This window comes from Legionella sp. 227 (assembly GCF_043161935.1).
Classification (GTDB): domain Bacteria; phylum Pseudomonadota; class Gammaproteobacteria; order Legionellales; family Legionellaceae; genus Legionella; species Legionella sheltonii.
In genome coordinates this window covers 2768388-2789427 of the sequence record NZ_CP171154.1, presented here as the reverse complement: position 1 = coordinate 2789427, position 21040 = coordinate 2768388, and the positions used below count along the sequence as shown (strand labels likewise).

Sequence of the window (21040 nt, the reverse complement as noted above, 5' to 3'; positions counted from 1 at the left end):
GTATTCTAATACAGACGTAGTAGCTGTCTTGAACTATGAACTCAAGACAGCGTGTATTTGCTTAAAATTTAGGAAAGAATGCAGCTGCTATTTCAACTATTAAAGCCGTAACTATCTTCGAAGTATTTTGCGAGAATTGGAGCAGAACCACATTGAGTAATGGAACGCGCCGCTTGATTGTGAAAACTATGGGGATTGCGTCCAAGATTAGAATCGACTGAGGCAACAGTTGCACCAAGTGCTTTTCCTGCAGCGGCAGGCGCAGCAACATTGATCTCAACCGCTTCCTTCTCACTCTGCTTTTCTACTTGTGCAGCACTAACAAGGGCGACAGATTGATTTTGTCCACAATCGGATTCTAGTTCACCCTCTTCAACTGCATCTGAAGAATCAAACGGTTCACTCTGCATGACAGGCTGTAGCATTTCGGGTTTATTACGGTTTGACTTTATCTCCATGGCAATATCATTGATTTTCCAAAGATTATCCAACATATTAACCACAATTTCAGGATAATCATTGCATAAAATTCCGTCTCCTACTAACTCAGCTTGCAAAGTGGACTCTGCCCCCTCATAGTGATTAAGACGTAAGAGTACATTTTTAGGGATCATGTGTGGGTGTGTCGAATAAAAGTTATTTAAAATTCCCAATATATCATGACGATCATCATAAAAATCAAAGATAATTTTTTCATCAGGATTTTTGGAGGCAGCCTCTTGCATTTGCGCAAAAATAAGTACCACTTTGGATTTATCCATAGGGCATTCTTTATGCTCCAGAGTTCCACCATCAAACCATTTACCACTTTTTATCTCATCCATAATCAGCTGATAAGCAGTACCCGGTTCAAGAGAGTTATATAAGTCAACGAGCAGCAAGGGATTAAAGTCTACATCCAAATAGTTACAAACCGTTTGAATTGCTGAACAGCAGGAGCCTTTAAAGGCTCGAGGAAAACCCATGTTTAACATATCAATCTCAAAAGATTGACGATTCGAACCAATCATGGCAATCACTTGCGAAAATCGCTCGTTTTCATGCCTTAACTGCTCTAAGAACGTCTCATTATGGATAAGTACTGCATCAGTAAGATGTTTATCCAAATTTGTATAAGGAGCATTGATGTATGCCGTATTAAATAAACACCCATCAAAATCGAAAGATAAAACACGAATTGTCATTTCTATATATACCTATTAAAAATTTATTGTTGCGGTTAATACTCTGATTAACCCACTTAAAAATTGAAGGCTAGAAATAAGCTGATAGGTTGAAACTAAGCAATCGAAGAAACCTAAGTTCTTTGACAGGCAATAATGCGCCGCATTTTTTAGGCTGATATCGCTTAATTGCACTCAAATACATCCCATCAGGCAATATTTTTACCTGCTTCTTGTTTTGAGATTAATTAAACTTACCAGTCCTCCACTCGCCCTTAATGTGACAGTTTTGGGCTGAGTAATTACGAATTGCGGAAAACTTTAACAGATTTTTTTTGAGAAAACATCAAAAATGTTTAATTTTGAATAGACCGCATCAAAAGAATGCAACACGCAATTCATAGCTTTTTCGAGCGATGTTTCCGTACTCTTTTATTCCAGTATCTCGGATAGTTTAAAAAAGAAATTATAGTTTGCGATTGGGATTGTCTTAAAAATTTACAAGTCGATATTGAGAATAATATCGATTGTGTCGGGCCAGGGCCCGACCTACCAATTACTGTCTTGAATTAATAATTCAAGACAGCTGTTTTTGTTTAAAGCTTAGGAAAGAATGCAACTGCTATTTCCACTGCTAAAGCCGCAACTATCTTCGAAGTATTTTGCGGGAATTGGAGCAGGACCACGATGAGTAGTTGAACGCGCCGCTTGATTGTGAAAACTATGGCGATTGCGTCCGAGATTAGAAGCAGCTGAGGCAACAGGTGCACCAGGTGCTTTTCCTGCAGCAGCAGGCGCAGCAACAGTGATCTCAACAGCTTCCTTCTCACTCTGCTCTTCTTCTTGTGCGGCACCAGCTTGCTCTATCATTGCTTTTTCTTCAATAGCAGGCGCAGCAACAGTAATCTCAACAGATGCCTTCTCACTCTGCCCTTCCACTTGTACAGCACCAGCTTGCTCCATGATTGCCTTTTCTTCTATAGCAAGCGCAACAACAGAGATCTCAACACTTTCCTTCTCACTCCGCTCTTCTACTTGTGCAGCACCAGCTTGCTCTATCATTGCTTTTTCTTCAATAGCAAGTGCAACAACAGAGATCTCAACAGCTTCCTTCTCAGTTTGCTCATCTACTTGCGCGGCACCAGCTTGCTCCATCATTGCCTTTTCTTCAATAGCAAGCGCAACAACAGAGATCTCAACCGCTTCCTTCTCACTCTGCTCTTCTACTTGTGCAGCACCAACAAGGTCGACAGATTGATTTTGTCCACAATCGGATTCTAGTTCACCCTCTTCAACTGCATCTGAAGAATCAAACGGTTCACTCTGCATAACAGGCTGAAGCATTTCGGGTTTATTACGGTTTGACTTTATCTCCATCGCAATATCATTGTGTTTCCAAAGATTATCCAACATATTAACCACAATTTCAGGATAATCATTGCATAAAATTCCGTCTCCTACTAACTCAGCTTCCAAAGTGGGCTCTGCCCCCTCATAGTGATTAAGACGTAAGAGTACATTTTTAGGGATCATGTGTGGGTGTGTCGAATAAAACTCCTGTAACCTTGCCAATATATCATGACGATCATCATAAAAATCGAAGATTATTTTTTCATCAGGATTTTTGGAGGCAGCTTCTTGCATTTGCGCAAAAATAAGTGCCACTTTGGATTGATCCATGGGGCAATCTTCATGCTCCAGGGCTCCACCATCAATCCATTTACCACTTTTTATCTCATCCATAATCAGCTGATAAGCAGTACCCGGTTCAAGAGAGTTATATAAGTCAGCGAGCAGCAAGGGATTAAAGTCTACACCCAAATAGTTACAAACCGTTTGAATTGCTGAACAGCAAGAGCCTTTAAAGCTTTGAAGAAATCCCATGTTTGCAGTATCAATCTCAAAAGATTGACGATTCGAACCAATCATGGCAATCACTTGCGAAAATCGCTCGTTTTCATGCCTTAACTGCTCTAAGAACGTCTCATTATGGACAAGTACTGCATCAGTAAGATGTTTATCAAAATTTGTATAAGGAGCATTGATGTATGCCATATTAAATAAACACCCATCAAAATCGAAAGATAAAACACGAATTGTCATTTCTATATATACCTATTAAAAATTTATTGTTGCGGTTAATACTCTGATTAACCCACTTAAAAATTGAAGGCTAGAAATAAGCTGATAGGTTGAAACTAAGCAATCGAAGAAACCTAAGTTCTTTGACAGGCAATAATGCGCCGCATTTTTTAGGCTGATATCGCTTAATTGCACTCAAATACATCCCATCAGGCAATATTTTTACCTGCTTCTTGTTTTGAGATTAATTAAACTTACCAGTCCTCCACTCGCCCTTAATGTGACAGTTTTGGGCTGAGTAATTACGAATTGCGGAAAATTTTAACAGATTTTTTTTGAGAAAACATCAAAAATGTTATTTTTTATATAGAACGTATTCCATCAGAAAATACAAAATGGACCTCATGGGTTTTTCGAGCGGCTAATCAGTACTCTTTTATCCATTACCCCCCGCCATATTGGGGGGAACAGAGCCAAAATTAACATTCCCAAATAACCAGAAGGAAGTTGTGGGCTTGAGTCAATATGTCTTAATAACTGATAAGGGCGTGCCCCATGAACATGATGATCAGAGTGTCTTTGCAGATGGAAAAGGAGCATATTACTTAGCCAATGACTCGCATTCCATGAGTGCTGTGCTGAAACTTTCTCATAGGATCCATTAGCGAGTTTCTTGCGTTCTAAACCATAATGTTCAATGTAGTTAATGATTTCCAACAATAAAATGGCAGTCAACGACTGCAGGATAAAGAATAAAAGAGCGCGCCACCCACCATAATAAAAAAGGGCTATTGCCAAAAGAACAGGGGCGCTAATAATCCACCAGAATTGATTGTTCCAATGGTACCATGAGTATCCTAAACGATTTAAACGCTTGCCTTCTATGTTGAGCGCCGAACGAAAAGAACCAATAATTGTTCTTGGTAAAAAGTGATACAAACTCTCCCCTAGCCGAGATGTCGCAGGATCTTTAGGCGTAGCCACATGAACATGATGCCCACGAACATGTTCAATAAAAAAATGACCGTAACATACACTGACTAATAAAACTTTACTTAGAAGTTGATCCGTCGTGGAGTTTTTATGCATGAGCTCATGGGCAAGAGTAATTCCAATGCCACCGGTTAAAAGTCCAATCGATAAGCTAAAACCAATAAATTCGGTTACAGTTAAAGGAAAATGTACGACCAAATAAATCGCCAAAATCAGAAAACTATATTGCACCGGTACATATACCCAGGTAATGAGTTTGAAATATTGGTCCTTGAGTAACATCTGCTCTTGAGTACTGTCTGGATTACTTGAATCAACTAACCAAACATCCATCAAAGGAATCAAGGTGAATAATACAAAAAATGGAAGAAAAGTATAAAAATTACCGAAATAAAAACCAATAAAAGGCAATATCACCAACAAATAGGCTAACAGAAAACACAGCTTTTTACTCAGTTTCATTTTGAAATACCTTTTCAATCCTCATCTATAAATATAGCTGAATCCTATACAAGATGCAGTAGCTCAATTGAGCCCTTTTAGCTTGATGAACAATTGTTGGAACCCTTGATTTAGGCTAAAGAAAATTCATTTTGATTAATATTATATTAATTTTATTTTACTATCATTATCATAATGATCTGTTTTCGCGTGGAATTAAAATGAGTCATGATCAAAATTCCGAATTACTGAAAGTCTTATACTTTATGTATACCCACGCTGATTTTTTTGCAGCACCCTTTTTAGGTAATAATTTTTCCGAATGGGACGAAAAACCAGTTGGCTTGCAAAAGTTATCAGATCAAATGCATCACGCATTAAAAACCACCACCCCTGTCGCTTTCGGTGGTATTGATTTGGTTAAAGAGTACAGAATCGCCATACTTGGAGCATCTGTGCGAAAAACAGGCGATTTTAGCAAGAAAAATTGTCTGCTCGATGGGAACCTTGCTCCACTATTTAAAGTTCTAAAATCTAACCCTAATCTGGTTCATGCGATAAAAAGTCATATGGATAGCGAGTTTTTTGATAACTGGTATAGTATGCAATCTCCAGCGATACAGGCAAAAAGAGCACACCTTTTAAACAAATTAGAAGAATTCACTAAACCACTCGATCATGACTTTGAAATGTATCAAGCAGAAAAACTCAAGGCCATAGACTCTATTGATTTACCAACTGGAGTTTTTCTTCATCCCCATTATGGCAGCCATACTGTATGCTATTATGAAGATGGCCATAAAAAACCCACAAAAATAACCATAGAAAATCGTGGCAATGAAGCTATATCTGAGTTGCAATTACTGGTTGATAAATTCAATTGTGCACAGGATGCTCGAGACGCTTTAAACGATCCAACCGTAAACGTATTTACCAGGCTTAATCGGTTTACAGAATTAATTGAAAATAAAGCGTTTATTGAAAAATTTACTGCCGATAATGATCATAAAGCGATCAGAATATTAAAAACTGTAGGTTATGCTCTAACAACGTTACTGTTTGGATTAGGGATTTATCTATCCTATAAAAATAAAAACACGTGGAAATTTTGGAGTTCAGAAGAACAAGCGTTATTAGAATCCACAAAAGAAAATTATGACACGCTCCAACTATCCGACACAAAAAAGTTCAGATAATCCAGACTGAAAAAATCGTTTTGATAATGCTTGTCTATTTATTTTAATCGCGATACTCTTTCCAATCACATTACATCGGAATGCTTAACTTTTGCAGGTAAAATTAGGTCTCGCGTCTCAGCCCAAATAGCCTTTATCAAACAGTACAAGCAATAAAAGTCCAATAAACAGGGATAGTCCAAACTTTTTCAATAGATCACGCTATTCGTGTTCTTGGAAAGTAATTGGTTTGGTTAAAATTTTAAATAATTAGGGATGATTTAAATGAATTCATTGAATTTGAAATGGAGTGCTTTTTTAGTCGCATCGGCATTAGTGGGAATGCCAATATCTGTAAATGCCCATGTGATCTATGGCTTGAACAATTGCAGTCATTTTAATACACGTCAATCCGGCCCTTTTTTTGTACAAGTCAGCTCATTCCACTCAAAGCATTTAGCGCAACAACTTAAGAACAAACTTGCTAAACGTACTCACCACTCTGTTCAGCTCCATGCTTCCAAAGGATATTATGCTGTTAGAGTTGGGCCGTTATCGTCCATTGCAGAAGTACATTCAATGTGTAACTCTTTATCCTCTGGGGCAACAACGCATCATGCGCTCAAGAAACAACAATCAGCTCATTCGCCAAAAATAGCGCATAGAACTTTAAAACCATCCAAAATTGAGCCATTGCATACAACGAGTGCATCGCATGCTTCCTCTGTTTCCATACCATCGGGAGTTTCCCCCAATACACATCATTGGTATGTAGGTATGGATGTAGGGTTCATGCAAACAATCATGAGTAAAGATGAAATGACCGTTCCTAATGGTTCGAACTTCCCGCCTCCTGAAGATCTTGATCAATATTCTTTGGATCGACATCGGCCGGTTATGTTGGATGTTCAAGCAGGTCATCGATGGAATCGCAGCGAACAATGGATTCCATCCTATGCATTGGCCTTGCGGTATGAGCATATTTTTTCAAAAAATATTCATGGAATGGTGACGCAATATTCAGACCCGGAGTTCACAAATTATTCTTATAGTTGGAGTATAGAAGCAGATGTTATTTCAGTGTATTCAAAGATTGATTTAGTACGCATCGGCCGTTTTATGCCCTACTTCGATCTGGGATTTGGTGTGGCGTTCAACCAAGCACATACTTATAATGAAACAGCACTTCCCGATGTGACTCCAAGATACAGCCCCGATTATGCATCAAAAAGAAATACTCATTTCACCTACAACCTTGGCGCAGGCCTGGATTATTTATTAACCCAGAATTTATTACTGTCCGCCGGCTACAGTTATCAATCATTTGGTAATGTGTCTTCAGGTTTTGGCCAAGGGCCGGACTGGAACAATGCACAGCTTGATTTAGGTACGTTTAAAACCAACATGGGATTAATCGGTGTTTCTTATCTATTTGATAATTCAATACCAACGAATCCTGCAGGTTTTAAATAATTTAAAGACCGGGACGGATACCCCCTTTTAAAGAACCATTTGGAGATGGAATGAATAAAACACCCATATTACTTTATTTAATTACTGGCATGTGCTTATCCTTTCAGGCAATCTCAGGAGTAGACCCTGTTGGATGGACTCTAAACCCATCCAGTGGGATACCTGCGCAAACGACTGTAGGGAATAGTTATACTGTAGTTTATACCTTTACCAACAATCTCAAGCATCCCGTACCTTTGACAGTTACCATGGCTCATACAGGCAGCCAATTTACGTTGTCGAACGGATGTAATCCATCGACGCCACTTGCCGGGAAGGGAAAACCAAATAGCAGCTGTGCTGTAGCGGTTCGGTATACACCGAATAAAGCAGGCGCAGCCACCATGCAACTAACGATGAGTTATCACAATAACGTCGTGCCACTGCCCAAACTTGCTACTACAGCAGGAGGGGTAAATACAGGCCCTATCATAGGCTCTATATCACAGCCATTGCCTGCAATTACCTATACGGGTGTCACTACTCCCTACCCGGTTTCGTTTACTTACGTTAATCAGGGCCCTACCCCAATTACGGCAACAGCAGTTACTGTACAGGGCTTTACCGCTACAACAAATACGTGTTCCAACCAACCCATTAATGGCAGCGGTGGTCAGTGTACGGTGGCAGGCACGTTCACACCTACAGCAGTTGGACCTGCAACACTGAATGTCACATACACTTATCTAAACGGTGGTGCAAGTGTTTCTGTACCTCTGTCGACCTCAACGGTAGTTCAGAATGGTGCAGGTTGTCATCAGATTACCAGTTCAACCGTACTGCCATTACCTACTCAAACTTACACATATTCAGACAACGTAGTAAAATACGTCTTTACGAATCAGTGTCCACAGCCTGAAGTCTTGAGTAATGTGACGACTTCATTCACTGGTGGAAGTGCAACACTGACTAATGGAACAAATACATGTATTGGAGCGACTCTTGGTACTTCTCCATCAAATAATAGTTGCGCTATTTATGTGTCTGTTGTGCCTACAACCACAACGAGCAAACTTGATGTCATTGCATCGGTCTCATATAGTGGTGGTACGGAAACTGCAACAACGAGCGAAGCGGTTGTGGCCATTCCCAATCCAACAACAGTACATACAGTAACCTTTGTGAATCAGTGCCCTTTTCCAGTATGGTATGAGTTTGAGAATGGTGGAGGTGGATCTGCAACCTCTCCAGATCCAACACCACCAGGCGGTAGTTATCAACTCAATCAACAGGTCCCTAATACAGCGCCTTCGACAATCATTCTATCGGTTAATGAATATGTAAATGGTGCACTCTATGTAAGGACAGGTTGTGATGTGACTACAGGGGTTTGTGCCACAGGAACTTGCCCTGCTGCTAGTGCCGCCGATCCAATGAGGTGTGCTCCCAACACTCAACCCATGAATTTTCCACCATTAACTAAAATGGAATTGTTCATGCAACCAGCGAGTGCCGTTGGAACTGATGGGGTGTATGATGTATCAATGGTCAATGGATTTAATGTCCCGGCTGAGGTGCGATCTTTAGCCCCGGTTGTAACCGGTCCACCACCTCCAAATAATGCTCCTTACCCATTTAATTGCGGGCAATCAGCTGGCGCATTAATTCAGCCTCAAGCAACAGGTTTAGGTGCTTGTCCTTGGAAATTTTCGCCACCTAATACAGGGGGAGTAGATGTCCCACCCAATTACACCGCAGTTGAAGGAGGAGCCGCGACGGGGTGTACCAGTTCTTCCGATTGCAGTGCCAATGAGTATTGTGGGATGGGATTTGACTCTGGAACAGGCCAGTGGAACCGTTTGTGTTCTCCTTTCTTAGGTTATACCAATGTACTCACCTATACCGGGTATTCATCACCAGGTCAGTGGGGAGTGATAAATCTTTATACAGGTTTTGGATTAGGCTCTACCTTGCCCTCACAACCCTCTCCTGGTTATGGCACTAGTCCAGTAACAGGTTTGCCAGCAACCTTTACAGACATGTGGGGATGCACTCCAACCTCTACAGGAGCACTACAGTCAGGTTATGCGTTTACTTACCTGGTATGTGGTTGCCATAATTGGAGTCCGGGTGTTACTGCGCAGGTTTCACAATGCCTCGCTGATAATACAGATTGGGAGGCAGCTGTCTATCCGCGTATTTCCTGGTTTAAAAGTGCATGCCCAACGGCCTATTCTTATAATCATGATGATGCATCATCTTCTTTTACATGTAATGAGTCAGGCAAGCAAACAAGCTATCAAATTACCTTTTGTCCAGGCGGTGTGACAGGCAATCCTAACTACCCAAGTTAGGAACCATTGTATAACCCGGATTAGACTCCATCGTAATCCGGGATTAAAGCTACATCCCGTATTACGCTTCGCTAATACGGGCTACCCAAATTAGCGATATCACTACATTCGCTATTCACTCAATATTGATAATTAAGATCTACTAATACGGAACGCGAAACCCAAAAATTATCTTTGAGTCATATTCACTGAGAATAAAGTTTTTCTCCAACATGATTTGAAATAATGATTTTGGAACTTCAGTTAATTTCTTAGGCCAGCTAAAAAGCATGATTGTTAAAATATTGCGATGCTCTCCTTTAATAAAGTCAAATGAGTTTTCCTTATTAGGAAGGATGTGATAATTCTTATTGTAAATGGCTTTTAAATGAGATTTGATTTTATTAATTGTTTTTAAATCGTTACTCTTGATGAGCATAAGACAAATCCCCACCTCAACAATCACATCGTATTCTGTGCGCGATATAATTTCATCGATATGAGTTTTAAAATATTGCGTTATCCAATTAAATCGATTTGGATCAAGTTGTTTCTGATAATAACGGCTTTCACTTAAAATAAAATGGGTCATACCGTAAATTTTTGCGGAATAATCCAAATCAGTTAATTGGGCATCCTGACTGTCAGGAAATATGTTCTTAAATTTTTGAGTATACGGTTTTCTTAAATCAATAATTCCCAAATCGTATAGATAATAAACATAATTTATAAGCTGCGCCCCATATATTTTAATGTTTTCCTCATCAAGAATATATTTTTCAAAATCACTGCTTTTGGTTTTTAAAAAATTAATAATTTTGCGCGTGTCAGGAAATAATGGAGTCTCCTCCATATGATAAAAATATATTTTATTAGTTAAAATGAGTAAACTGAGGTAGTAAGCAATTCTAGGGTACTTCAAACTTTCTTTGATTCTTTTTTTAGTCTTTTCAGTATCTCCATCAGTAATGGATAATAACCTTTTGTTTTCAATCTCAATCACTACGTCATTTTGTAGATTTTTATAAAGATATCTATATCTACCCCCAAGCAAATATAGATAGTTAATAATAGGATTTATATATTCTTCATTGCCCGTTAAAGTATACATTCTCATAGCAAAGTGCTCTTGATGAGTAACGGGTAAGGTATAAAATTTAGACTGATATTCTTTTAAAATCTGCTCGCCAATATTGGCATGGCCTATGGAATTGAATAAGATTAAAATTACAATTAAATAACGCACTTCGTTCTAAATACATGTTCAGTAAAATGAAGGGATGGCATTTTAGCAATGTAATGCCTCTTATTCAAACACTAATACTGAAAAATGCGTAAAATAATCACTTAATGTATAATTTGTATCTTTTATACTTTGGAACCTCTATGGCTTATTCAAAACGCTTTTTTATCAATCCATCCAATAAGAAAATGACACAAATTCATGAATCACTATGTAACGAGTTTGAAAAAGATATCGCTCATATTGAATCCTCTTATACTGAACTACTCAATAACACGATGGATATTGAGCTATTAAAAAAAATGAATGAAATAAAAATTAAAATCAATCACATTCTTTCTAATTTTCCTTATCTATTCTTTAAGAGTCAGGATGATTTATTTAATGCGATAAGTCAGTTAAAAATGGCTATATTGCAATTGAAAACCCAATTCATGATGCAATATATTTTAGTCAATTATGATCACTTTAGCATTGATGATTATAGTCTCGTAACTCGCAGCTTACATAATTGTTTGGAAGAATTCGGTGATGATTTAGTTCAAAATATGGATGGTGCTGATGCCGCACCAAGGCAAAAATATTTTGATGATAAGTATTCTTTATTGCAAGAAAGATATGCAGAGCTTCTCGATATCTTTTCTATTGGCGACGCTTGGAACAATTGGAGTTATGAAAATACTTCAACTTCAGAATACTCTGCTGATGAAGAATATTCTGAAGATTCCTCGAGACCATTAACTTTTTGACAAAAACTTTATGCGCTCACTGCATAGTTCAGAGAATGGCTGAAACTTCCAAATAGTCCACTTTATCCTCTTTGGGGTATAAAATAACATTTATACCCCAAAGAGGATAAAATTGCAGTTATCCCTATTAGGGTATACAATTAATCATATCCCTTAAAAGGTATCAAACTGGAGCATTCATGCTGATCCACTCACCGCAGGAATTAGCACTGTTGATAAAAAATCAACGAAAAAAACTAAAGCTAAGCCAAGCTGAAGTTGCTGATTTAGTAGGCTTAAAGCAAAAAACCATATCTGCCATTGAAAATAATCCCGAAAATATGAGATTAAGTACTTTATTTCGAATATTATCTGCACTTAGTCTAGATTTCAACGCATCAACAAAAAGTGAACCAACAACAACCAATCCATGGAATGATGAATGGTAAAAAAGAATCAAACTCTTTATGTCTTAATGAATGGCATTTTAGTGGGGATGCTTGAGAAAACACCTCAGGGAGGATTGAGATTTACATACCACCACGATTGGTTAAATCAGGCAGGATCTCGCCCTATTTCGCTCTCTTTACCACTTATTAATCCCACTTATTCTGGCGATGTGGTATATAATTTTTTTGATAACTTGCTTCCGGATAATCAGCAAATTCGCGCGCGCATTCAAGCACGCTTTCAAATAGCAACAAGCCAACCCTTTGATCTACTCGCGGGTATTGGTAGAGATTGCGTAGGAGCCATTCAGCTTGTAACGGCTCCATTAGTTGGGTTTGAGAAAAAAATTAAATTTAAACCTTTAACAGAGCAAAAAATTGCCTCCATTTTACGAAATTATCAAATAAACCCCTTAGGTATGAGCCAAGAGGATGAAGACTTCCGAATTTCTATTGCAGGAGCGCAAGAAAAAACAGCTTTTTTATATTATGAAAACCAATGGTGTGAACCACTTCAAGAAACACCAACCACCCATATCTTTAAATTACCCATTGGTGTTATTGCTCATCAGCAAATGGATTTAAGTGACAGTTGCGAAAATGAGTGGCTATGTTCCCTTCTTGCGAAAAGCTATGGACTGCCAGTAGCCGATTGCAACATTCTTCATTTTGAAGACGTAAAGGTTTTATCTGTAACACGATTTGATCGCAGACTGTCTCGCGACAAAAGCTGGATTATGAGATTGCCTCAAGAAGATATGTGCCAGGCACTGGGCGTTTCGTACAACATTAAGTATCAATCGGATGGAGGCCCAGGTATAAAAGAAATTATGAACTTATTACTTGGGTCAGCAAACTCAATTGCCGATCGGGATATGTTTTATCGAGCTCAGGTTTTTTTCTGGTTACTTGCCGCAATTGATGGGCATGCTAAAAATTTCAGTCTTTTTATTGAAGCTGAAGGAAAATACAGGCTCTCACCATTATATGACATTATCTCCGCATATCCCTTGATCAAGAAAAATCAACTGCAATCCCAGAAAATTAAAATGGCTATGGCTTTAAAAGGAAAAAACAATCATTACCATTGGCATACCTTACAACGTCGACATTTTTTAGACACGTCAAAAGATGCCAATTACTCTTCGGACCGCGCTGAAATGATTCTCAATGACATGCTGGAAAAAACAGATTCTGTTATTCAAGAAGTCTCAAAAAAATTACCCGCTGAATTCCCTAATCATATTTCAGAGCCTATCTTTGATGGTTTGCATAAAGCAAAGCAAAAATTAGTACAATGAGCTGAATATTGGCCGGGCCTAGACCAACAAAAATTCTATAGTGTATTTGCCGAAAGAATGTTAGGACAAGGCTCAACCTACATCAAAATTAATAGTTTTAAATTTGAAAACCTTTCATAATATCACCAAATATTCTTCTTAATAAAGAAGAGATTATAAAAAAATTAGACTTTTTTGAAAATTGTCTACTATAGTTATTTTTAAATAACAATAATAACTTAGGGGATATCATGTTACTTCGATGGACCGGTGTAACGCTTTTGTTTTGCATACTTAATTCTCCATGTTTTGCGGAAGAAAAAGAAATTGCAATTACAATTGATGATTTACCCTTTGTTGGATCAGGCACCAGCACCCCAGCAAGTCTGAAAAGAACCCAAAATCGATTTATGGCAATCGTCAAAGCACTTGTTGATAATCAAGTTCCAGCAACAGGTTTTGCTATTGGCGGAGCAGTGGCAAAAAATGAATGGGATTTACTGGAAACATTTCGCAATCAAGGATTTGCTTTAGGGAACCACACTTATACTCATAAAAGCTTAAATAATATGAGTGCTGATAAATACATAGCCGATATCGATCGCGCCGATACAGTCTTAGCACCTGTACTTACAGAGCCTAAATATTTTCGTTATCCGTATTTGGCAGAAGGTACTGGTCAAAAAAAACAAAAAGTGAACGACTACTTGGCTGCACATCAATATACGATTGCTCCAGTAACGATAGATAGTAAGGACTATGAGTTTAATGCACGTTTTTACAGAATACCTTATAGAAAAAGAGCCGAAAATCTTCCTGCATTCAAAAAACGTTATTTGGCTTACATCTGGCAACAAACTTTAAGAGCCGAGAAAAACTCTAAAGGAAAAAATGTCAAACAAATTTTATTAATCCATGCCAATCTTCTCAACAGTTTATGTCTAGAAGACATCATTGCACTCTATAAAAAGCATGGATACAAATTCATTAGTTTAGCTGATGCCTTAAAGGACAATACAGCTCAATCATTGAATAACAATAAAGAGGCATTAAATAGCGTTATACCACCATTTAAAGAAGCTGGGAAAAAGACTTCTGGTCATCAAAGCTAGGACTCCCCTCATACGCCCAGCGCAAGTCACGAGCATAGCGAGGGATCTCCTTGCTATAGCACCGCATTAAGACAGGAAAATCACTCGCTATGGCTGGGGATGACGGACAAGGAGAAAAACCCCTTTCCCGTTGACGGGAGAGGGGTGAAGGCAAAATTTACCCAGAAATTAATTTGTTCTTCTCTAATCGAGATACTGCATTTTTAGGTAAAAGAATCCAATAATGACCATGATTCTTCATATGGCCAGCAATCAGCGTCGCTTTTTCACCGCCGCCCCAAAAAACATCCCCACGGACTTTGCCACGTATCGCTCCGCCCGTATCTTGAGCAATCATTAAGCGTTGCAATGGTTTATTTTCATCAGGATTGGTGCTGTCTGGACGGGTAGTCGTTAACCAAAGAGGAGCGCCCATGGGTATCCATTGCTTATCAATAGCAAGAGAATAACCAGGAGTTAAAGCCACACCCTGTGACCCTAAAGCGACACCCTCAGTCATTTTACGGAAGAAAACAAACGATTTATTTTTATTAATCACTTTATCCATCTGTTTGGGATGAGCTTCCAAATAACGTTTTATTGCTTGCATGGATGCATTGTCTTTAGTCATAACTCCTTTTTTGATCAAAACTCCAGCAATAGCAGTGTAAGGTGCTCCATTCTGTGCGTCATAACCAACATAAAGATTCTGACCATTCTCAAGCTCAATGACTCCCGAACCTTGAATTTCCAAAAACAAACGATCGATGGGGCTATTAATCCATACTAAAACACGTGCTTTGCCTTTAAGTGCCCCACGATTAATTTGTGCACGAGTATAATAAGGAACCAGTTTTTTACCCTCTAAACGACCTACAATACTGCGATTTTTTAAGTCATTAAAGAAAAGTCCTAAATCTGACGTCACCAAATCATCTGGTGTTTCATAAAGAGGAACGTGAAATTTTTTGGATTTAGTAAAACTGCCTTTAATTGCAGGGACATAATAACCGGTAAATAAACCAGGTTTTTCCCCCGTATCAGTAAACTCCACTGGAGTAAACCACGTTTCAAAAAACTGTTTCACTTCCTTTTCAGCTGTAGGAGAAATTTTTAAAGCAGCGTTACAGGCTGGCTGCCAATCCTTTACCTGCAAGTTAATATGCTCCGTTCCCACAATCTGATCTGGATTTTGCTTAATAAAAGCACGACATGAAGTCTGAAAAGTCTGTAAAGATTTTTTTAAATCTGCAGATTTCCAACCGGGTAATCGATCAAAATTAGCCTGTCTAAACAGAGTGGATGGTTTTTTCATCGGCCAAAACCACCACGCTGAAAAACTCAAGGCAATTAAGGCTAAAAAAGTTGTAATAGAGAGAATTTTCGTTTTCATAGGCGGACAATTTTTACACGTTATGGAATATTTTGCAACGATTAATGACAAGTTTTATACATATGGCTCTTATAAAAAACACGTAGTAAGTAAAAAATATTTTGTATAACTGAATGATTCTAATAAATTTCTCTGAAACCCACAAACAAAAAAATTGAATAAATTCTCAACTTAAAAAATATGAGGATCGGTGCACAATTAAACTAGAGTTCCACATTATCCCGCGCATCGAGCGAGATCTTCATCTTGCAGCACGGTAAGCACCCTTTCTGCTCCCGTGATGACTTCCGTTCCTATTGAATTCTTAAAACCAATTGGTTTAAGGCATTGATATAAGCTAAAAATCCCCTTACATCACTATCTGAAACTTTGGAAAATGTCTTTTTCTTATCGATTTCAGAGAGTAACTCGTTTAACTGATCACTTATTTTCAATCCGGATGCAACATCATGCTGGGTAAAAGCAGTCCATACCCCTTTTTCATAAAAGAATAAGTCGCATCCTAGTAATTGGGCTGTTTCCTCGACTTTTTCTCGATTAACCGCTCCTAAAATATGACTCGTTGTTGCCTGTATCATGACCAAAGAATCAAAACGCTTCCTCAACTCCACCAGCATACTTTGTTTTGTTGCGCTTAAGGGTTCATCAGCTAGTGATTCAATCAATCCTCGGGTGGTCCAAAACAAATTGGCTAAATCATGCAGTTTTTTTTGATTCTCTGGAGCTAGGAGTATTTGCTTTAAATTTTGCCCCATATAAAGGTACAGTTTGTTCAGATAACGATTCAACATAGTCCATACGTCAGAACGCCATATAAGATTTGCCACAATAAAACTGGCTACAATTCCAATCACAATTCCGCCCAAACGTTGCAATGGAGGTCCTAAATAAACAGGGGGCCCTCCTTCTTGAGCAAGAGAAATAATTAAAGCGATATTTGCCTGTAACCCAATATAAGAATATTTAGGCAGCTTGAACATAAAATAGGAAAAACCCCAAACTGAAAGAAAAAATATTAAAATAAAATCATAAAGATTCATCTTGATAAGAAATAAGGAGAATAAAGCAATGCCCCCGCCCAAAATACAGCCGAGTAAACGATGAATACTGACATTTTTCATTTCAAAAAGATTTTTACGAATCGAAATCACCAGACTGCTGATAATTCCATTTAAACCACCAGGCCAATTAGTTACCATCCAAAAACCTAAAGCAAGAATAACTGAAAACCCAGCTTTAATGCAGCGCTTAATCACATCCCTATCAGTACGGATTCGCTCTTGGGTTTTTAAGACTTGAAATTTTGCAGTCATCTCAAGAGGAATGTGGCTTAATAAGGAATGCATCAAGAGAAGGCTTTGCTTCACCTGATGCAGGAAATGGATAAACGCATAAACAAAATTACTCTTAAAAGCAGGCTCTTGTGCTTCCAGCTCAGTATTCGCTTTGGGATTCAAATAAAAAAAAGTTCCCTCGTCACTTTTTTGAATCTGTTTCACATGCCTTTCCAATTCCGCAATTGCCGCCTCTGTTTTTAAATCCACAAGCATCTCTTGATTCGAAAAAGCCATTTGCAACTGCGCCAGATCCGATTGAATTGCATTCAGAACAGACTCTATCGGTAATGAGTGCACAATTGTTAAATCACTATGCTGGGGAGAAATTAAAATCAAATATTGTAACTGTCGAGACAGATCATAAAAAATATCCAATAAAGCACGAACCAGATCAGTTCTTGCTTTAGTGACCCCTAATTCGTGGTTCATTGCGCCAATGAGCTCTACTGCTTTACGGAGTTTCTTTTTTATCTTTAAATTGTTTTGCGCCAACACATCAAAATCTGGGTTAGCCTCACGCAACATATTGAGTAATTGACCTATACCCATCGAAAAATCGGTAAAAATATCATGAAGTTGTGTGGTGATATTGTCTTTTAAATGATTTGGAAAAATAAAATAGGCACTGATTGCCGATACTAACACACCAATTCCAATCTCAACCGGCCTCCAAATTGCTACGAAAAAAGCGTGTTGTGGATTTATAGCGACTTGAGAAATAATAAGGAACGCACAAAGTGCACCTAATAAATAAGCATATCCATTGATACTAAAACTGTAATAATAGGTACCGATGCACACGATTGAAAAGCAAGAAAGAAAATAGAGTAAAAAACTGTTGGCAACGAGTCCTGCGACATAAAAGCCCAAAAACGCCCCGGCAACAGTACCAATAATACGCAACATGGCTTTATCAATGATGTTACCGGTATACAAATTGGAAACCACAACAACGCTCATTCCTGACCAAAAAGGTGTTTCCAAATGAAATTTAAATGAAAGCAACACCGCCGCTAACGCGGCAAGTGCTGTTCTTATGGCAGCTCTGTTTTCAACAGTTTGAGGCCAGAAAAACACATATCACCTGTAGGTAATAGTAGTCGCATTGGCTCCAATGCGCATGGGATATTCATCGGTTAAATCATCTATATAAATGCGCACCGGAAAACGTTGCGCAATGCGAATCCAGTCTTCAGTTGCTTCTAAATAAACTAGGGTTGAAGGAGCAACATTGCCACTTTGTACCCGATTGATTCCCCAACCAATACTGTCTACATGCCCATGAAATACTTTCCCCGGATACATGTCAATCATAATTTTTGCCTTGTCACCAGGTTGAATCAGTCGAATTGCTGTTTCCCTATAGCGGGTAACTACCCACCATTGTTTGGTTTCTATAAAAGCAAATAATCCCTCTCCGACTTTAATGTATTGACCTACACGCAGATTAAAATTAGTAATGTATCCATCATCAGGTGCTACAAGGGTAGTATGATCAAGAAGATAATTTGCCTGAGCCAATTCTGCCTGTGCAGCTAAAATTTCATTATCATCTAAATTAGTTTGGGCAATTCTAAGTTGCTCTTCTGCCTCCTTAATTGCTGCGACTTGTTCTTTCATTTTATCCGCCAGATTAATTAAAGTGATCTTGGCCATATCCCCTTTCGATTGCAATTTTGAATAGCGTTCATAATGATCCTGACTTAAATTCAATTGAATTTGAGTTGCTTTTAATCGTTGTTCTGCCTTAATCACATTCGCTTTTTCATTTTCATAATTCAATTTGGCAATATTTAATTTAGCCTTAGCTTGTTGAACGGCATAAGTATAGGGAAGAGGATCAATTTCAATAAGCTTGTCGCCTTTTTTAACTTTTTGGTTTTCTTTAACATAAATATGGGTAACCGGTCCAGAAACTAAGGAGGCTATATTGACCATATTTGCGGACACATAGGCATCATTCGAACGTGTGTCATAATAAGCAAAATAACGATAAGCAACATATCCCGCGAACAAGAGCCCAAGAACAGCAATTTGCGGCCAATACTTAAATTCAAGAATCTTTTGTAAACGCACCTAAAAACCTCTCTCTTTATCCTAACCATTACAATACAACCACGGTTTAGATAGCTCAAGAAAATATTAGTGATCCTTTGCTCATTTAAGCGAGCGCACCCGAAATGTGTGTGTACAATGTAGGCTGGGCTTAGCAGCCCAGCCTACCTATGTTATCCGACATGCCGTGCATAATGTGTAGAAAAAATATATAAGAATTTGTCTTATAAAGAAGGCAAGTACCGCCAACTACTCACCCCTAAGGAAATTGAATGTTCCTTTGCCAGACAGGGCACTACTCTACCCCCACTGATAAATCGTATTTGCAATAACGCTCCAGGAGTCCCATTTTCAACGGGTACTACAGTAACTCGTTGATGATGGGTCGCAGTGTTTCGTCCTCGATAATACGCTCTTAAACAAGGAAACTCGCCTAAGTCCTCAATATAATATTTGTACTGTGTCTCACCAATTATCAAAGAGCACCCTTTGTTATGAAGAAGATGATGCGTGACCTGATTTGCGGAATCTGTATGTATCACACAATCCTGGGGCAAATCAGTATGTTGATGAAGCAATTGCAACGCCACATCCTCTAATTGATAAAAATTCTGATGCACCACTTCATGTTTATTTATTGCCTTGTAATAAAGTAAAGTATGCTGCATTGAAGTCAATATAAGTAAGCCAATCACCCCCATAATCAGCATGGTCACTAACAAAATAAATCCCTTATCTTGACTCATGAACCACGCACCGCCACTCTGAGCTCATGTGTTTTGTTTTCATCCAAGCCCATGGTTACTTTCAGAAACTGTTTCTCTTTGATACGCCGATTTTCGGCATGCAGAAAATGAATCAAAGGGGTTACTTCCTCGGTCTGAACCAATTGATAATGCAAAGCATTCGTGCCCTTTGCATTTTTCTTGATGAACCATTTCTCCTCAAGAAACTCACCTATATATACCGAACCATTGTAGGAAAAAAATAAAGGTTTGTTCAAAGTAATGAGTGAACTATCGGTCTGTTGCTCTATATCAAATAATTGTTGGACCTCAGCATGCTCACAATCTGCAATCAGTACCGGTCGATTTTTATGAAAACGTACTGGATTTTGCACCAATATTCTTGTTGCACCTTGAATTTTGATTATTTTAGAAAAATATTCATTCATACGATTTACTTGTATGAATTGAACGGGTCGATTGCTAATGTGAAGTGCCTGAATCTTTTTTTGATTAGTTCTGCGATCAATAACCTGCAGGCGATCAATGCCCAAACAAGGAGTAAAACCTGCACGCCGAATACTATCACTCAGTAGATCACTCACCCATTGTAAATCAAAACGCGTGGTCAAAACCTTTTCAATTTCAATGTATTGGCGTTTGCTCCCTAAATAAAGTTGGAATAACATAGTAACAATCAGGCTTGTCAGAAAAAGACTGATCAAAACCTCAGTTAAACTGATTCCCGCATATTTTTTCATTTTAGGTTGCCGGTGGAACTGCGTTTACGGGTTAGAACTCCTAATTGTTGAAACCAGTCAAGTTGAATCAGTACGTGTTGATTTTTATGTTGTATTTCCAAATGATAAGGTGTAGGAACGGAGGGTAATTTGGGAACTTGGGCCACCAGAGTTTCTTCGATTTGATCAAGAAACTGGGAGGCTTGCATTCGTAAGACCAACTGATTCAATAGTTGTATGCTCTGCCCTCGCTGCTGCAACAAAGTTAAAGCCAATGTGGTTACGAGCAATAAAGAGACCAATACTTCAGTAAGGGAAAATCCCTTTTGCCAATTCATATTCCATTTTCCTGTGGTTGGT

General features: G+C 38.4%; 17 protein-coding genes. 7 read left to right on the top strand and 10 right to left on the bottom strand.

Annotated elements, in window-relative coordinates:
* Positions 1-92 precede the first annotated feature (92 nt).
* From ACF8MK_RS12105 to ACF8MK_RS12095, 3 genes are all read right to left on the bottom strand, one after another.
* Positions 93-1184: a hypothetical protein gene (locus ACF8MK_RS12105; protein ID WP_392536875.1), complete on the bottom strand. Its 1092-nt coding sequence runs from the start codon at positions 1182-1184 to the stop codon at positions 93-95.
* Positions 1185-1766: 582 nt separating this feature from the next.
* Positions 1767-3266, bottom strand: a complete 1500-nt coding sequence (locus ACF8MK_RS12100; protein ID WP_392536874.1) for a hypothetical protein — start codon at positions 3264-3266, stop codon at positions 1767-1769.
* Between the two features lie 381 nt (positions 3267-3647).
* A complete protein-coding gene (locus tag ACF8MK_RS12095) occupies positions 3648-4700 on the bottom strand; it encodes an alkane 1-monooxygenase (protein ID WP_392536873.1) in 1053 nt (350 codons plus the stop codon).
* Positions 4701-4900: 200 nt separating this feature from the next.
* On the opposite strand from ACF8MK_RS12095, the gene ACF8MK_RS12090 reads away from it, so the two are divergent.
* The 3 genes from ACF8MK_RS12090 (at position 4901) to ACF8MK_RS12080 (ending at position 9660) form a co-directional block, all read left to right on the top strand.
* A complete protein-coding gene (locus ACF8MK_RS12090) occupies positions 4901-5875 on the top strand; it encodes a hypothetical protein (protein WP_392536872.1) in 975 nt (324 codons plus the stop codon).
* A 264-nt stretch (positions 5876-6139) separates the two neighbouring features.
* Complete coding sequence (locus ACF8MK_RS12085) at positions 6140-7327, top strand: SPOR domain-containing protein (protein WP_392536871.1); 1188 nt, start codon at positions 6140-6142, stop codon at positions 7325-7327.
* Positions 7328-7377: 50 nt separating this feature from the next.
* On the top strand, positions 7378-9660 hold the full coding sequence (locus tag ACF8MK_RS12080; protein WP_392536870.1) for a thaumatin family protein: 2283 nt from the start codon (positions 7378-7380) through the stop codon (positions 9658-9660).
* A gap of 142 nt (positions 9661-9802) precedes the next feature.
* Here ACF8MK_RS12080 and ACF8MK_RS12075 read toward each other — a convergent pair whose 3' ends face one another.
* Positions 9803-10885, bottom strand: a complete 1083-nt coding sequence (locus tag ACF8MK_RS12075; protein WP_392536869.1) for a DUF3541 domain-containing protein — start codon at positions 10883-10885, stop codon at positions 9803-9805.
* 140 nt (positions 10886-11025) lie between these two features.
* On the opposite strand from ACF8MK_RS12075, the gene ACF8MK_RS12070 reads away from it, so the two are divergent.
* From ACF8MK_RS12070 to ACF8MK_RS12055, 4 genes are all read left to right on the top strand, one after another.
* Positions 11026-11631, top strand: a complete 606-nt coding sequence (locus tag ACF8MK_RS12070; RefSeq protein ID WP_392536868.1) for a hypothetical protein — start codon at positions 11026-11028, stop codon at positions 11629-11631.
* A 179-nt stretch (positions 11632-11810) separates the two neighbouring features.
* Complete coding sequence (locus tag ACF8MK_RS12065; RefSeq protein WP_392536867.1) at positions 11811-12059, top strand: helix-turn-helix domain-containing protein; 249 nt, start codon at positions 11811-11813, stop codon at positions 12057-12059.
* The gene (locus ACF8MK_RS12060; RefSeq protein ID WP_392536866.1) at positions 12053-13360 is read left to right on the top strand and encodes a type II toxin-antitoxin system HipA family toxin; all 1308 of its coding nucleotides are present in this window, start codon (positions 12053-12055) and stop codon (positions 13358-13360) included. The genes ACF8MK_RS12065 and ACF8MK_RS12060 overlap by 7 nt, the downstream gene beginning before the upstream one ends.
* Before the next feature lie 230 nt (positions 13361-13590).
* Positions 13591-14451 carry a polysaccharide deacetylase family protein gene (locus ACF8MK_RS12055; protein WP_265704676.1) on the top strand — a complete coding sequence of 287 codons (861 nt, stop codon included), beginning with the start codon at positions 13591-13593 and terminating at the stop codon, positions 14449-14451.
* A gap of 157 nt (positions 14452-14608) precedes the next feature.
* On the opposite strand, the gene ACF8MK_RS12050 is transcribed toward ACF8MK_RS12055, so the two are convergent.
* From ACF8MK_RS12050 to ACF8MK_RS12025, 6 genes are all read right to left on the bottom strand, one after another.
* Positions 14609-15823 carry a murein transglycosylase A gene (locus ACF8MK_RS12050; protein WP_392536865.1) on the bottom strand — a complete coding sequence of 405 codons (1215 nt, stop codon included), beginning with the start codon at positions 15821-15823 and terminating at the stop codon, positions 14609-14611.
* 293 nt (positions 15824-16116) lie between these two features.
* On the bottom strand, positions 16117-18237 hold the full coding sequence (locus ACF8MK_RS12045) for an FUSC family protein (RefSeq protein ID WP_392536864.1): 2121 nt from the start codon (positions 18235-18237) through the stop codon (positions 16117-16119).
* Positions 18238-18240: 3 nt separating this feature from the next.
* A complete protein-coding gene (locus ACF8MK_RS12040) occupies positions 18241-19236 on the bottom strand; it encodes an efflux RND transporter periplasmic adaptor subunit (RefSeq protein WP_392536863.1) in 996 nt (331 codons plus the stop codon).
* A gap of 203 nt (positions 19237-19439) precedes the next feature.
* Positions 19440-19961 (bottom strand): type II secretion system protein, encoded by a 522-nt coding sequence (locus ACF8MK_RS12035; RefSeq protein ID WP_392536862.1) that lies wholly within the window; start codon positions 19959-19961, stop codon positions 19440-19442.
* Complete coding sequence (locus ACF8MK_RS12030; RefSeq protein WP_392536861.1) at positions 19958-20701, bottom strand: PilW family protein; 744 nt, start codon at positions 20699-20701, stop codon at positions 19958-19960. Before ACF8MK_RS12030 ends, ACF8MK_RS12035 begins: the two co-directional genes overlap by 4 nt.
* The gene (locus ACF8MK_RS12025) at positions 20698-21018 is read right to left on the bottom strand and encodes a prepilin-type N-terminal cleavage/methylation domain-containing protein (protein WP_392536860.1); all 321 of its coding nucleotides are present in this window, start codon (positions 21016-21018) and stop codon (positions 20698-20700) included. Before ACF8MK_RS12025 ends, ACF8MK_RS12030 begins: the two co-directional genes overlap by 4 nt.
* Positions 21019-21040 lie beyond the last annotated feature (22 nt).